We start from the raw sequence: 14581 nt of genomic DNA on the forward strand, positions 1-14581 counted from the left end.
CCCCCCCCCCCCCCTTTTTTTTTTCAAGCAGAAGACGGCATACGAGATCAGTATCAATGTCTCGTGGGCGCGGAGTTGTGTATAAGCGACAGGGCCCTGCTCGGCTTCGAGGCCAATATCACCGACCGCACCACGGACGGCGGCGTGCTGCACCGCGTGCGCGTGGGCCCGTACACCCAGGTCGAAGCCGTCAACAAGGCGCGCGCCAAGCTGCTCGACAGCGGCATCGACGTCGCCATCGTCCGCAACCAGAAATAAGGACCGCCATGCGAGCACTGCGCCGCCTGTTCTGCACCGCCGCCCTGCTGGGCCTGTCCGGCCTCGCAGCCCTGCCGGCCCACGCTTCCGCGAGCGCGCCCAAGGACGGCGTCGAGTACAAGACGCTTCCTTCGCCGCAGCCGACCGACGCCGGTCCGCGCAAGGTGGAAGTGATCGAGTTCTTCGCCTATTACTGCCCGCATTGCTACGCCTTCGAGCCGCTGCTGGCGGACTGGGTGCGCAAGCAGGGCGACGCCGTCGTGTTCAGGCGCGTGCACGTGCCGCGCGACGCCAGTGTCCTGCCGCAGCAGCGCATGTTCTACACGCTCGAATCGCTCGGCCTGGTCGAGCAGTATCACGCCAGGGCCTTCGCCGCGATGCACGTCGAGCGCCTGCGCCTGGCCAGCGACGAGCAGGTGTTCGACTGGGCGGCGCGCGCCGGCGTCGACCGCGCCCGCTTCATCGACGCCTACCGCTCCTTCGGCGTGCAGGCCAAGCTGCGCCGCGCTTCCACCCTGATGCAGGACTACGGCGTGACCCACTGGCCGATGCTGGCCGTGGACGGCCGCTTCCTGACCTCGCCGGGCATGGTGGCCGAAGGCGCGGAGGGGAATCCGTCCGAAACCCAGCTGCTCCAGGGCACCCTGCAGGTGCTGGACCAGCTGGTCGCGAAAGCGAAAGCCGACAAGAAATGACCGGACGGCCGGGCCACGCGGACCGGGTCTTCATTACCGGCGCCTCGAGCGGCATCGGCGCCGCCCTGGCGCGCGAGTATGCGGCGCGCGGCGCCGTCCTCGGCCTGGTGGCGCGGCGGCGCGAGCTGCTCGCCGACCTGGCGGCTTCCCTTCCCAATCCCGGGCTTCACCGCGTCTATGCGCTCGACGTGTGCGACCACGCGGCGCTCGCGCAGGCCGCGGCCGATTTCATCGAGGCCCATGGCGGCGCCGACATCGTCGTCGCCAACGCGGGCATCTCACACGGCACGCTCACCGAGCTTCCACAAGACCTGCCGGTGTTCGCTGCCATTTTCGCCACCAACGTCAACGCCATGGCGGCCACCTTCGCGCCCTTCATTGCGCCCATGAAGAGCCAGACCGGCCCCTGCCGGCTGGTCGGCATCGGCAGCGTGGCGGGCGTGCGCGGGCTGCGCGGAGCCGGCGCCTACTGCGCTTCGAAGGCGGCCGTGCGCACTTACTGCGAATCGCTGCGCCTGGAGATGCGCGGCTCGAACATCAGGGTCGTCACCATCGCGCCCGGCAATATCGATACTCCCATGACCCGCAACAACCGTTTTCCCATGCCTTTCCTGATGAGCGCCGAACGCTTCGCCACGCAGGCCGCGGCCGCCATCGCGCGCGGCGACAGCTACCGCGTGCTGCCCTGGCAGATGGGCCTCGTGGCCAGGCTGCTGCGCCTGCTGCCCAATGTCGTGTTCGACGCCGTGTTTTCACGTGCTCCGACCAAACAACGCAAGGAGGAAGCATGAACGCCGCCCACATCGCCGCCCTCTCCCGGTCGGGCGTGGCCGTCGAAGTCGTCCATGAAACCGGCTCGACCAATGCCGACCTGCTGGCGCGCGCCGCCAGCCTCGCCGGACCACTGCTGCTGGTGGCCGAGAACCAGACCGCCGGACGCGGCCGCGCGGGACGCAGCTGGCTGTCCTCGCCGGAAGGCTCGCTGACCTTCTCGCTGGCCTGGCGCTTCGAGGGCGGCCCGCAGACCCTGATCGGCCTGCCGCTCGCGATCGGCGTGGCGCTGGCCGAAACCCTGGCCGGCCTCGGCGTGCAGGTCCAGCTGAAGTGGCCAAACGACGTGCTCAAGGACGGCGACAAGCTGGCCGGCATCCTGGTCGAGACCCTGTCCGCACCGGGCGGCGGGATCTGGGCCGTCACCGGCATCGGCCTGAACCTCCTGATGCCGGACGAGATGGAAGCGCGCCTGGGGCGCAGCGCGGCCGGCGTGCCCTGGCTGGCGCGCATGGAGCGCGACGCGCTGATGGCGGCCCTGCTCGACGGCCTGGCCGCCGCCCTGCGCGAATTCGCCGTACGCGGCTTCGGCGCGTTCAGCGCGCGCTGGAACCTGCGCCATGCCTGGCAAGGCGAAACCGTGGTCCTGCTCGACGCCGGCAAGGTGGTGCAGGAAGGCCTGGCGGCCGGCGTGGACGACAGCGGCAGGCTGCTGCTCGACACGCCGGAGGGCCGCGTTCCCGTGCTGGCGGGCGATGTGTCGCTGCGGGTGAAGGCATGAGCGCCCTGCTGCTGATCGACGCCGGCAATACCCGCATCAAGTGGGCACTGGCGCGCGGCGGCACGGCGCTCGGCCAATGGCAGGCCGAGGGCGTGGCCCCGCATACCGAAATGGAACGCCTGGCGGCCCAGTGGAAGGCCCTGGGCGCCACGCAGGCGCTGGTATCGAACGTGGCCGGACTGGATGCGCGCGAACGCATCGCCGCCGCCCTTCCCCATGGGCTGCCTGTCGAGTGGTTCGCCTCTACCCTGCAGCGCGCCGGCCTGCGCAACGGCTACCGCGAACCGGAACGCCTGGGCTGCGACCGCTTCGCCGCCGCCATCGGCGCGCGCGCGCTGGCGCCCGCCGAGAACCTGATCGTCGCCACTTGCGGCACCGCCACCACGGTCGATGCGATCACGGCGGACGGGCGCTTCCTGGGCGGGATGATCCTGCCTGGCCTGGCCCTGATGGCGGCCGCGCTGGCGCGCAATACCGCCCAGCTGCCCCAGGTGGCGCCAGGTGCGGCACCGCCGCCCCTGTTCGGCGACAATACGGACGACGCCATCGTTTCCGGCTGCCTGTCGGCCCAGGCCGGGGCCATCGAGCGCGCCGTGGCGGGCCATGGGGCCTCGAGCTGCATCCTGTCCGGCGGCGCGGCGCCGTATATCGGACCCGCCCTCAAGATCGGGCACCGGATGGTCGATAATATCGTGCTGGTCGGCCTGCACGCGGCGGCCGCCGGCGCTTGAACAAGGGAAAGGGACCTGTGCTGAAATTCGTCTTCTGGGCATTGCTGGCGCTGAACGCCGTGCTGTTCGCCTATGGCCGCGGCTACCTCGGTACGCCCGCCGGCAGCGAGCGCGAACCCGCGCGCCTGAAGAACCAGCTGGCCACCGAGCGCATCGCCCTGCTGAGCGAGACCGAGGCGAAGACGCTGGCCGAGAGCACCAAGCCGGCGCAAGAAGCGCCGGCCGAACCCGCGTCCCCCGCGCCGGCGCCGGCGGCAGCGCTGCTGGCCTGCGTGCAGGCGGGCCCCTTCGCCTCGGGCGAGCTGCGCCGTTTCGAATCCCGCGTCGCACGCCTTGACCTGGGCGAGCGCCAGTCGCGCATCAGCGTCCCTTTCCAGGAAGTGAGCAGCTACATGGTCTACCTGCCGCCGGCCGGCGGCAAGGAAGGCGCCGACAAGCGCAGCGCCGAACTCAAGGAACGCGGCGTCGACAACTTCTTCGTGATGCAGGGCGAGTCGCCGATGAAGTATGCGATCTCGCTGGGCGTGTTCAAGACTGAGGCCGCAGCCCAGACCCAGGCAGCCGCCCTGGGCCGCCAGGGCGTGCGCGGCGTGCGCATCCTGCCGCGCGGCCCGCAGGGCACGCGCACCGCTTACCAGTTCAGGAATATCGATGCCGGGACGCGCACCCGCATCGCCGCGATCGCCGGCGGGCAGCTGCGCGACTGCCCCTGATCAGCGCCTGACCACCAGGGGCTTGAGCCCGAGCGATCTGGGCACCTGGCGCGCCGCCTTCGCCGCCGCCTTGCGGGTCGCGAACGGTCCGCCGTACAGGCGGTTCACCGTCCCCGCCGTCACCACTTCCAGCGTACCCAGCGCCACGCCGGCCCGGGCCAGCTTTTCGCTCATCGCTTCCGCCGTGCCGCTGCGGCTGTATGAGCCCAGCTGGATGTAATAACCGGACGCCAGCTGCGCCACCGCGGCGCTGTCCGACTGCACCTTCTCTTCGAGCATCAGGGCCGCGATCTCCGGCGGGGCCGATTGCGCCAGCGAGGCCGCGGCGCGGCGCGTGCTGGCGATGCGCTCGGGATCGCTCGGGAACAGGCGCTCGATCTCGACCTTGTGGCTGCCCTTGGCCAGCAGGTCCAGCTTGAGCGCGGCCGTATAGGACAAGTCGATGATGCGGCTGCTGTGGAAGGGGCCGCGGTCGTTGATGCGCACGATCACGGATTTGCCGCTGTCGACGCTGGTCACGCGCACATAGGACGGAATCGGCAGGGTCGGATGCGCCGCCGTCATCTTGTACATGTCGTAGGGCTCGCCCGACGTGGTCTTCTGGCCGTGGAAGCGGTTGGCGTACCAGCTGGCCATGCCGCGCTGGACGAAGGGATCCTCGTGCAGGATCGGGGTGTAGGTCTGGCCGAACACCGAATACGGGCGGTTGCCCCACTTGGCGTAGGGCTCGTACTTGACCACGTCGGGAGGATTCTCTCCCGGAGCCTCGTCCTTGTAGTAGCCGGCAAGGCCGGACCCGGCCGCCGGCAGCTCGGGCGCCGCGCCATGTTTGGCCGCGGGCTTGTGCAGCCAGGGCAGCGGGATCAGCCTGAGGTAGTCCGCCGCCGTGTTGTTCGCCGGGGTGCTGCAGCCGGCGCCCAGGATGGCAAGTGCAACGACCGCCGAAAAATTCCTTCGAACGGCCATTGGTCGTCCTCCATCTATTACGTCTGCACGAGTTTACGATGTCTTTGAATACTCATCAATATGCCCGCGCCCAGGCCGAGCGTGATGAAGGCCGTGCCGCCGTAGCTCATGAAGGGCAAGGGCACGCCGACGACCGGCAGAATGCCGGCCACCATGCCCATGTTCACGAAGGCGTAGGTGAAGAAGATCATCGTGATCGCGCCCGCCAGCAGGCGCGAGAACTGGTTCGGCGCATTGGCCGCGATCATCAGCCCGCGCCCGATCAGGAGCAGGTAGACGAACAGCAGCACCAGGTTGCCGACCAGGCCGAATTCCTCCGAATACACGGAAAACACGAAGTCGGTGGTCCGTTCCGGCACGAATTCGAGGTAGCCCTGGGTGCCCTTCATGTAGCCCTTCCCGCTCACGCCGCCCGAGCCGATCGCGATGATCGACTGGATGATGTGGAAGCCCTTGCCCAGCGGGTCGGAGGTCGGATCGATCAGGGTCATCACCCGCTCGCGCTGGTAGTCGTGCATCATCGACCAGCCGATCGGCAGGCTGGCCGCGCCCATCACGGCCAGCGCGATGATCGCCTTCCAGGACAGCCCGGCCAGGAAGATCACGTACAGGCCCGAGGCCGCCACCAGCAGCGCGGTGCCGAGGTCGGGCTGCTTGGCGATCAGGGTCACCGGGATCAGGAGCAGGACGGCCGCGATGGCGAAGGACTTCCAGTTGCCGACCGTGGCCTTGGTCTGGAAGTACCAGGCCAGCATCAGCGGCATCGCGATCTTGAGGATCTCGGAAGGCTGGATGTCGACCCCGACGTGCAGCCAGCGGCGCGCGCCCTTCTTGATGATGCCGAACATGGCCACCGCAATCAGCAGGGCCACCCCGAAGGTGTAGATCGGCACGGCGAGACGCATCAGGGTCTGGGGCGGAATATTCGCCGCCACCCACATGATGGCGAAGGACAGCAGGAAGTTGCGGATCTGGTGCTCGACGCGGTCCGGGAAGTCGGCGCCGGCCGAGGTCATGGTGATCATGCTGATCGTCATCAGCACGAACAGAATCAGGGTCAGCGGGCCGTCGAAGACGGTGAAATACGGACGCAGGCGGCGCCGCAGCGAGCGTCGTTCTGGAATGTGCGCCATGGCTTATTCCTTTCTGGTGGTGGCGGGCGCTGCCGCGGTCTGGACCGTGGCCGCCGCGGGAACAGCAGCCGGAGTGGTCGCACGCTTCACGGTGGCGGCGCCGGCGGCCGGCACGTCTTTCGGCTTCGGCGGCGGTGGGCGCTTGCCCAGCAGATAATAGTCGAGCGCCTTGCGCGCGATCGGCGCCGCCGAGGCCGCGCCGAAGCCGGCGTTCTCGACCACCAGGGCCAGCGCGATGCGCGGCTTGTCGGCCGGCGCGAAGGCGACGTACAGCGCATTGTCGCGGTGGCGCTCGTCGATCGCGTGGGCGTTGTACTTCTGGCCTTTCAGGCCGATCACCTGCGCGGTGCCGGTCTTGCCCGCCGAGATGTAGCCGGCGTTGGCGAAGGCGCGGTAGCCGGTGCCGTAGGATTCCTGCGTCACCCCGACCATCGTGTGCTTGATGAAGTCGATGTTTTCCTGCTTGAGCGGAATGCGGCGGGTCTCCTTCGGCACGGTCAGGGTGCGCTGGCGGGTGGCGCCGTCCTCGATCATCTTGACCAGGTGCGGCTTCATGACCACGCCATCGTTGGCCAGGTTGGCCACCGCGTGCGCCAGCTGCAGCATGGTGTAGTTGTTGAAGCCCTGCCCGATCGACACCGAGATGGTATCGCCGCCCACCCACTTCTGGGCCGCGCGGTTGCGCTTGAAGCGCTGCGCCTTCCATTCCTTGGATGGCAGCACGCCGGTCTTCTCGTGTTCGAGGTCGATCCCGGTCGGTTCGCCGAAGCCGAACTGGCGCATGAAGCCCGAGATCTTGTCGATGCCCATCTCGTTGCCGAGCTGGTAGTAATAGGTGTCGCAGGACTCCACCACCGACTTGTACATGTCGACGTAGCCGTGGCCGCCCGGCTTGTCGTCGTTGAAGCGGTGGCCGCCCAGCACGAAGAAGCCCGGATCGCGGATCCCGTCCGACGGACGGCGGTGCCCCAGCTCCAGCGCGGCCAGCGACATGAAGGGCTTGAAGGTCGATCCCGGCGGATAGGTGCCGGACAGCGGACGGTTCATCAGCGGGCGGTCGAGCGAGGTATTCAGCTCGTTCCAGTTCTGGCTGTCGATGCCGTCCACGAACAGGTTGGGGTCGAAGCCCGGGCGCGAGACATAGGCCAGCACGTCGCCGGTGCTCGGCTCGATCGCGACCAGGGCGCCGCGCTGCTCGCCGAAGGCTTCCTCGATCACCTTCTGCAGCTCGATGTCGAGCGAGAGGATCAGGTTGCTGCCCGCCACCGGGGCGGTGCGGCGCAGGGTGCGGATGGCGCGGCCGCCGGCCGAGCGCTCCACTTCCTCGTAGCCGGTCTGGCCGTGCAGGTGGCGCTCGTAGCGCTTTTCCACGCCTTCCTTGCCGATATGCTCGGTGCCGTTGTAATTGGCGGCGTCTTCGGTCTCCTCGAGGGCGTCGGCTTCGCGCTGGTTGATGCGGCCGATGTAGCCGATCACGTGCGAGGCGGTCTCGCCCAGCGGGTACTGGCGGAACAGGCGCGCCTGCACTTCCACGCCGGGGAAGCGGAAGCGCTGCGCGGTGAAGCGCGCCACCTCGTCGTCGGTCAGGCGGGTGCGGATCGGCACGCTCGCGAAGCTGCGCGACTCTTCCAGCAGGCGCTTGAAGCGGCGCCGGTCGCGCGGCTCGATGGACACCAGCTTGGCCAGCTCGTCGATGACGGAATCCAGGCTGGCGTGCAGCTTGGACGGATTGATCTCGAGGGTATAGGCGGAATAGTTGCGCGCCAGGACCACGCCGTTGCGGTCCACGATCAGGCCGCGGTTGGGCACGATCGGCACCAGCGCGATGCGGTTGTCCTCGGCCTGGGCGGCGTACTGGTCGTGGTGCAGCACCTGCAGCCAGACGAAGCGCGCCACCAGCAGGCCGAAGCAGACGAACACCAGTCCCACCAGCACCGTCAGGCGCAGGCGGAACTTGTGGATCTCGCGGTCGTTATCCTTGAATTCGGTCATGCTGGGCTACTACCAATATCAGATCGGGCGGGTATGGTCGCGGTCGACCGCGCGGCGCTGGGGCGCCAGCAGCAGCCAGGTGATCACCGGCCACAGGGCCACGGCCACCAGGCTTTCGACGAAGGTCAGCAGGCCGGGGAAGCGGCCCGAGACGGTGAAGTGCACGAAGGCCTGGATCGCCTGCGCCAGCAGCAGCAGCGGGAACACGTGCATGGCCTGGGTCATCAGGTGGAACCACAGCACGCGGCGGTGGATCATGATCGCCAGGTAGGACAGCAGCGTGTAAGCCAGCGCGTTCTCGCCCAGCAGGCTGGCGTCGTGCACGTCCATCAGCAGGCCCATGACGAAGGCGACGCCGATGCCGACCTTGCGCGGCTGGTGGATACCCCAGAACACGAGCACCAGCGCGACGAAGTCGGGCGCGCCCACCCAGCGGCCCCAGGGCAGCAGGTTGAGCATGAAGGCGCACACCAGGCTGAAGGCGATGAACAGCGGGCTGACGGGCAGCAGGATGTAATGCGGACGGTTACCGGGCATGGTCGGGTCCTGGAATCATTGTCCGGCCGGCGCCGCGGGGGCCGCGGCGGCGGGTGCGGGACGGGTCGTGGCAGGAGCGGCGCCTGCGCCTGCGGGCGGCGTGGCGCGCGTACCCGGCGTGAACAGCGGCGCGCCCTGGGTTGCCGGCGCTGCGCCTGCTGCCGTACCTTGCGCGGCGGGCGTTGCCGGACGGGTGGCGGGAGACGCGGTCGTTGCCGGCGCGGGCTGGGCGGGAGCGCCGCCCGTGACCGCGCCGCTCACCGGCGCGGTTTGCGTCTGGGCCTGGGCGCCGGGGGGCGCCTGCGGCGGCAGCGGCGAAGCCGGCAGCGGCGGCAGCGGTACCGGTTCCATCTTGGGCAGCTTGCGTCCACCCGCCTTGGCGGTTTCCGGCGCCGGGCGCGGCGGCAGCGGCATCTGCGACATGATCACCAGCACCTGGCGGTTGCGGTCGATGCCGCCCAGCGGCTGGGCGACCACGCGGCCGAAGGAGCCAGCGGCCTTCTCGACCTGGATCACGCGCGCCACCGCCAGGCCGGCCGGGTACATCCCGTCCAGGCCCGAGGTGACCAGCACGTCGCCGACCTGGATGTCGGCGTCCTGGGCCACGAAGCGCAGGTCGAGCAGGCCGGACTGGCCGCGGCCGTAGGCGATGCTGCGCAGGCCCGAGCGCAATACCTGCACCGGAATCGCCTGTTCCTTGTCGGTCAGGAGCGTGACTTCGGAAGTAAAGGGGAAGACGCGGGTGACCTGGCCGATCACGCCGGCATGGTCGACGATCGGCAGGCCCAGCACCACGCCGGCGCGCGCGCCGCGGTCGAGCACGATGCGGCGGGTCGAGGGATCGCGCGCGTCGTACAGGACTTCGCTCATCAGGGTCTTGACCGGCAGCTGCTCGCGCGCTTCCATCAGGCGGCGCAGGTGGGCGTTCTCGGCGGTCTGGAACTGGGCCTGCTGGAGCTGGCGCGCCTGCAGCAGCTGCTGGTTCTTCAGCTCGCGCACTTCCTTCTGCAGCGAAGACAGCGAGGAGAAATAGCCGCCCATGGAGCCCAGCGCCTCGCGCGGCATCAGGGCCGCCATCTGCACCGGATAGAGGACGGTGGCCGCGACCTGGCGCACCCCGGAGAGCAGGTTCATGCGGGCGTCGACCACCAGCAGCACGAGCGAGATGAGCGCGAACACGATCACCTTGACGCGCGCCGGGGCGCCTTGTTTGAAGAGCGGCGGAGGACTGTATTGCATGACGCTTAGTAAAGGAAATGCGGCCTACGAATGTCAAGGCGGGCAGGATGCGCACGGTGTAACCGCACGCCCTGCCCGCCCTGGCCTGACACCTGTCTTATTCGTACGAGAAGATCGAGCCCAGCTTGTCCATGCGCTCGAGGGCCATGCCCGAACCGCGCACCACGCAGGTCAGCGGATCTTCGGCCGCCAGCACCGGCAGGCCGGTCTCTTCCATCAGCAGGCGGTCGAGGTCGCGCAGCAGCGCGCCGCCGCCGGTCAGCATCATGCCCTTCTCGGCGATGTCGGCGCCCAGTTCCGGCGGCGCCTGTTCCAGCGCGTTCTTCACGGCCGACACGATCTGGTTCAGCGGGTCGGTCAGGGCTTCCAGGATCTCGTTGGACGAGATGGTGAAGGAGCGCGGGATGCCTTCGGACAGGTTGCGGCCCTTGACTTCCATCTCCTTGACTTCGGAACCCGGGAAGGCCGAACCGATGGCCTTCTTGATCGCCTCGGCGGTCTGCTCGCCGATCAGCATGCCGTAGTTGCGACGGATGTAGTTGACGATCGCTTCGTCGAACTTGTCGCCGCCCACGCGCACCGAACCCTTGTAGACCATGCCGCCCAGCGAGATGATGCCCACCTCGGTGGTGCCGCCGCCGATGTCGACCACCATCGAGCCGGTCGCATCCGACACCGGCAGGCCGGCGCCGATCGCGGCCGCCATCGGCTCTTCGATCAGGTAGACCTGCGAAGCGCCGGCGCCAAGCGCCGATTCGCGGATCGCACGGCGCTCGACCTGGGTCGAACCGCAAGGCACGCAGATGATGATGCGCGGCGACGGGCGGAAGAACTTGGAGTCGTGGACCATGCGGATGAACTGCTTGAGCATCTGCTCGGTGACGGTGAAGTCGGCGATCACGCCGTCTTTCATCGGGCGGATGGCTTCGATATTGCCCGGCACCTTGCCCAGCATCTGTTTCGCTTCCTTGCCGACCGCCTGGATCGTCTTCTTGCCGTTGGGGCCGCCTTCCTGGCGAATCGCCACGACGGACGGTTCGTCCAGGACGATGCCCAGGCCGCGGACGTAGATCAGCGTATTGGCGGTGCCGAGGTCAATCGCCAGGTCGTTCGAGAAGTAGCTGCGTAAAAAACCAAACATGAGTGTCCTGATGCGCATCAATGTGCGCCTAAACATTGATCGGGATGTCCTTGCCGCGCCCGCCCTCTTAGGTTTCACTGGGCCTCGCGGTCTTGTCATACGCTGCGGCAGCTTTCGGCACGACAACGCATTAGCCCGCCATTCTACCTTATAATTTGACGTTTACATGCCGAATACAAGGGCTTTTACCCCCTAATTCGAGTGCGAGATCGGCGCTGTTTCCAAGCTTTTATCGGCCGTAGCATGCCGTTGGCTGGTAAGTTGCCAACATTCATTATTCGCTCAACCACATTTTGCGCGCGCTTTCGCGCCGCGCCCGACATCATGTCCCTGACCCTTTCAGACGTAAAACGCATCGCCAACCTGGCCCAGCTCGATATGGACGAGGCCCATGCCGAGACCATGCTGGGCGAGCTGAACGGTATTTTCGCGCTGGCCGAGCAGATGCAGGCGGTCGACACCAGCGGCGTTGCGCCGTTGGCACAGCCGCTGGCCGCCATCCTGGCGCTGCCGCTGCGCCTGCGCGACGACGTGGTCACCGAGGCCAACCGCCGCGAAGACTACCAGGCGCCGGCGCCGAAGGCCCAGGACGGCCTGTACCTGGTGCCGAAGGTCATCGAGTAAACCGCTTTTACGAATCGACACGCACATGCACACCAAGACCATCAAAGAGCTGTCCGCAGCCCTGCACAGCAAGCAGGTCTCAAGCACCGAACTGGCGCGCCACTACCTGGGCCGCATCGAGGCCAGCGGCCATAACGCCTTCCTGCACGTGGACCCGGAACTGACGCTGGCGCAGGCGGCCGCCGCCGACGCGCGCCTGGCGCAAGGCACCGCCGGCCCGCTGACCGGCGTGCCGATCGCGCACAAGGATATCTTCGTCACCCAGGGCTGGCGCACCACCGCCGGCTCGAAGATCCTGGAAGGCTATGTCAGCCCCTTCGACGCCACCGTGGTCGACCGCTTCAAGGCGGCCGGCATGGTCACGCTGGGCAAGGTCAACCTGGACGAATTCGCGATGGGCTCGGCCAACGAAAACTCGGCCTATGGCGCGGTGAAGAACCCCTGGGATGCGCTGGCCGTGCCGGGCGGTTCCTCGGGCGGCTCGGCCGCGGCCATCGCCGCGCGCCTGGCGCCGGCCGCCACCGCCACCGACACCGGCGGCTCGATCCGCCAGCCGGCCGCCTTCTGCGGCGTCACCGGCATCAAGCCGACCTACGGCCGCGTGTCGCGCTTCGGCATGATCGCCTTCGCCTCCTCGCTGGACCAGGGCGGCCCGATCGCCCAGACCGCCGAGGACTGCGCCCTGCTGCTGAACGAGATGAGCGGCTTCGACGAGCGCGATTCGACCAGCCTGACCCCGGACCAGGGCAATATCGGCGAGGACTATACCCGCGACCTGAACAAGCCCCTGAACGGCCTGCGGATCGGCGTGCCGAAGGAATACTTCGGCGAAGGCCTGGCCGCGGATGTCGAGCAGGCGGTGCGCGCGGCGCTGGATGAATTCGTCAAGCTGGGCGCCACCCTGGTCGAGATCTCGCTGCCGAAGACGGCGCTGTCGATCCCGACCTACTACATCATCGCCCCGGCGGAAGCCTCGTCCAACCTGTCGCGCTTCGACGGCGTGCGCTACGGCCACCGCGCCGCGGACTACAAGGATCTGCAGGACATGTACCGCAAAACCCGCGCCGAAGGTTTCGGCCGCGAGGTGCAGCGCCGCATCATGGTCGGCACCTATGTGCTGTGCCATGGCTACTACGACGCCTACTACGTGCAGGCGCAGAAGATCCGCCGCCTGATCGCCGACGACTTCCAGGCCGTGTTCCGCGACCAGTGCGACGTGATCATGGGCCCGGTGGCCCCGACCGTGGCCTGGGACCTGGGCTCGAAGGCGAACGACCCGGTGGCGAACTACCTGGCCGACATCTACACCCTGTCGACCAGCCTGGCCGGTTTGCCGGGCATGTCGATCCCCTGCGGCTTCGGCGGCGCCAATGGCAAGCGTCCGGTCGGCCTGCAAATCATCGGCAACTACTTCGGCGAAGCCAAGCTGCTGAACATCGCGCACATGTACCAGCAGGCGACCGACTGGCACCAGCGCGCGCCGGAAGGCGTCTGAGGACAGGAAAGAGAGAACAACTATGCAATGGGAAGTCGTCATCGGTCTTGAGAACCACGTGCAGCTCACGACCAACTCGAAAATCTTCAGCGGCAGCTCGATCAAGTTCGGCGCCGAGCCGAACACCCAGGCCAGTCCGGTCGACCTGGCGCTGCCGGGCGTGCTGCCGGTGCTGAACCGCGGCGCCGTCGAGCGCGCGATCCGTTTCGGCCTGGCCGTGGGCGCGAAGATCGCGCCGCACTCGGTCTTCGCACGCAAGAACTACTTCTACCCCGACCTGCCGAAGGGCTACCAGATCAGCCAGTTCGAGGATCCGGTGGTCCAGGGCGGCACGGTCAGCTTCGCCTACGAGAAGGATGGCAAGCTGGAGACCAAGACCGTCAACCTGACTCGCGCCCACCTCGAGGAAGACGCGGGCAAGTCGCTGCACGAGGACTATGCCGGCATGAGCGGCATCGACTTGAACCGCGCCGGCACGCCGCTGCTCGAGATCGTGTCCGAGCCGGAGATGCGCAGCGCCGCCGAAGCCGTGGCCTATGCCAAGGCGCTGCACTCGCTGGTGGTGTGGCTGGGCGTCTGCGACGGCAACATGCAGGAAGGCTCCTTCCGCTGCGACGTCAACGTCTCGGTGCGCCCGCTGGGCCAGAAGGAATTCGGCACCCGCTGCGAGATCAAGAACCTGAACTCCTTCCGCTTCATGGAAGAAGCGATCCACTACGAAGTGCGGCGCCAGATCGAGCTGATCGAAGACGGCGGCAAGGTGATCCAGGCGACCCGCCTGTGGGACCCGGACCGCAAGGAAACCCGCTCGATGCGCACCAAGGAAGACGCGCAGGACTACCGCTACTTCCCGGACCCGGACCTGCCGCCGCTGGTGATTTCGCAGGAGTGGATCGACCGCGTGAAGAACGACATGCCGGAACTGCCGGGCGCGATGCGCGCGCGCTTCACGGGCGACTACGGCCTGCCGGAATACGACAGCCTGGTGCTGACCTCCTCGCAGGCGATGGCGACCTATTTCGAAGCCGTGGTCGCCAAGGCCGGCAAGGAAAACGCCAAGGCGGCCGCGAACTGGCTGATGGGCGACGTGTCCTCGACCCTGAACCGCGAAGGCGTGGAGATCGCGCATTCGCCGGTCGAAGCCTCGCAGCTGGCGCTGCTGCTCAAGCGCATCGCCGACGGCACCATCTCGAACAAGGCCGCGAAGGAAGTGTTCGCCGCGATGTGGGAAGCCAAGAGCACCGACGAGCACCTGGCCGACATCGTGATCGAGCAGAAGGGCCTGAAGCAGATCTCCGACACGGGCGCGCTCGAAGCGATCGTGGACGAAGTCCTGGCCGCCAACGCCAAGTCGGTCGAACAATACCGCGCCGGCAAGGAAGCCGCGATCAACGCCCTGATCGGCCAAACGATGAAGGCCTCGAAAGGCAAGGCCAACCCGGCCCAGGTCACCGAGCTGCTGAAGAAAAAACTCGCCGGCTAAGCCACAGGCTCCACAAATAGGG

General features: G+C 67.7%; 15 protein-coding genes. 9 read left to right on the top strand and 6 right to left on the bottom strand.

Annotated features, from left to right (window positions below; all coding sequences use genetic code 11):
- The 6 genes from J8847_RS24250 to J8847_RS19525 form a co-directional block, all read left to right on the top strand.
- Positions 1–258, top strand: a 258-nt coding sequence (locus tag J8847_RS24250) for an SPOR domain-containing protein (protein WP_229513054.1), incomplete at its 5' end; no start/stop codon positions are given.
- 8 nt (positions 259–266) lie between these two features.
- The gene (locus tag J8847_RS19505; protein WP_211526377.1) at positions 267–953 is read left to right on the top strand and encodes a thiol:disulfide interchange protein DsbA/DsbL; all 687 of its coding nucleotides are present in this window, start codon (positions 267–269) and stop codon (positions 951–953) included.
- On the top strand, positions 950–1744 hold the full coding sequence (locus J8847_RS19510; protein ID WP_211526378.1) for an SDR family oxidoreductase: 795 nt from the start codon (positions 950–952) through the stop codon (positions 1742–1744). The genes J8847_RS19505 and J8847_RS19510 overlap by 4 nt, the downstream gene beginning before the upstream one ends.
- Positions 1741–2505, top strand: a complete 765-nt coding sequence (locus J8847_RS19515; protein ID WP_211526379.1) for a biotin--[acetyl-CoA-carboxylase] ligase — start codon at positions 1741–1743, stop codon at positions 2503–2505. Before J8847_RS19510 ends, J8847_RS19515 begins: the two co-directional genes overlap by 4 nt.
- Positions 2502–3236 (top strand): type III pantothenate kinase, encoded by a 735-nt coding sequence (locus J8847_RS19520; protein WP_211526380.1) that lies wholly within the window; start codon positions 2502–2504, stop codon positions 3234–3236. The genes J8847_RS19515 and J8847_RS19520 overlap by 4 nt, the downstream gene beginning before the upstream one ends.
- 17 nt (positions 3237–3253) lie before the next feature.
- A complete protein-coding gene (locus J8847_RS19525; protein ID WP_211526381.1) occupies positions 3254–3949 on the top strand; it encodes an SPOR domain-containing protein in 696 nt (231 codons plus the stop codon).
- On the opposite strand, the gene J8847_RS19530 is transcribed toward J8847_RS19525, so the two are convergent.
- The 6 genes from J8847_RS19530 to J8847_RS19555 form a co-directional block, all read right to left on the bottom strand.
- Positions 3950–4915 carry a septal ring lytic transglycosylase RlpA family protein gene (locus J8847_RS19530; RefSeq protein ID WP_211526382.1) on the bottom strand — a complete coding sequence of 322 codons (966 nt, stop codon included), beginning with the start codon at positions 4913–4915 and terminating at the stop codon, positions 3950–3952.
- Positions 4916–4932: 17 nt separating this feature from the next.
- Positions 4933–6048 carry a rod shape-determining protein RodA gene (gene rodA / locus J8847_RS19535; RefSeq protein WP_211526383.1) on the bottom strand — a complete coding sequence of 372 codons (1116 nt, stop codon included), beginning with the start codon at positions 6046–6048 and terminating at the stop codon, positions 4933–4935.
- Between the two features lie 3 nt (positions 6049–6051).
- Complete coding sequence (gene mrdA, locus J8847_RS19540) at positions 6052–8040, bottom strand: penicillin-binding protein 2 (protein WP_211526384.1); 1989 nt, start codon at positions 8038–8040, stop codon at positions 6052–6054.
- Between the two features lie 18 nt (positions 8041–8058).
- On the bottom strand, positions 8059–8577 hold the full coding sequence (gene mreD, locus J8847_RS19545; RefSeq protein ID WP_211526385.1) for a rod shape-determining protein MreD: 519 nt from the start codon (positions 8575–8577) through the stop codon (positions 8059–8061).
- A 15-nt stretch (positions 8578–8592) separates the two neighbouring features.
- Positions 8593–9816 carry a rod shape-determining protein MreC gene (gene mreC / locus J8847_RS19550; protein ID WP_211526386.1) on the bottom strand — a complete coding sequence of 408 codons (1224 nt, stop codon included), beginning with the start codon at positions 9814–9816 and terminating at the stop codon, positions 8593–8595.
- A gap of 97 nt (positions 9817–9913) precedes the next feature.
- Positions 9914–10957: a rod shape-determining protein gene (locus J8847_RS19555; protein WP_159696538.1), complete on the bottom strand. Its 1044-nt coding sequence runs from the start codon at positions 10955–10957 to the stop codon at positions 9914–9916.
- A gap of 324 nt (positions 10958–11281) precedes the next feature.
- Between J8847_RS19555 and gatC the strand changes: the two genes are divergently transcribed.
- From gatC to gatB, 3 genes are read left to right on the top strand one after another with little or no spacing between them, the layout of a single operon-like run.
- Positions 11282–11581, top strand: a complete 300-nt coding sequence (gene gatC / locus J8847_RS19560; protein ID WP_211526387.1) for an Asp-tRNA(Asn)/Glu-tRNA(Gln) amidotransferase subunit GatC — start codon at positions 11282–11284, stop codon at positions 11579–11581.
- 25 nt (positions 11582–11606) lie between these two features.
- The gene (gatA, locus tag J8847_RS19565) at positions 11607–13076 is read left to right on the top strand and encodes an Asp-tRNA(Asn)/Glu-tRNA(Gln) amidotransferase subunit GatA (protein WP_211526388.1); all 1470 of its coding nucleotides are present in this window, start codon (positions 11607–11609) and stop codon (positions 13074–13076) included.
- A 22-nt stretch (positions 13077–13098) separates the two neighbouring features.
- Positions 13099–14559, top strand: coding sequence for an Asp-tRNA(Asn)/Glu-tRNA(Gln) amidotransferase subunit GatB (gene gatB, locus J8847_RS19570; protein WP_211526389.1), 1461 nt, complete (start codon positions 13099–13101; stop codon positions 14557–14559).
- Positions 14560–14581 lie beyond the last annotated feature (22 nt).

Origin of the sequence: Massilia sp. AB1, from assembly GCF_018119385.1 — a bacterium.
In the GTDB taxonomy this organism is placed as follows: Bacteria; Pseudomonadota; Gammaproteobacteria; order Burkholderiales; family Burkholderiaceae_D; genus Telluria.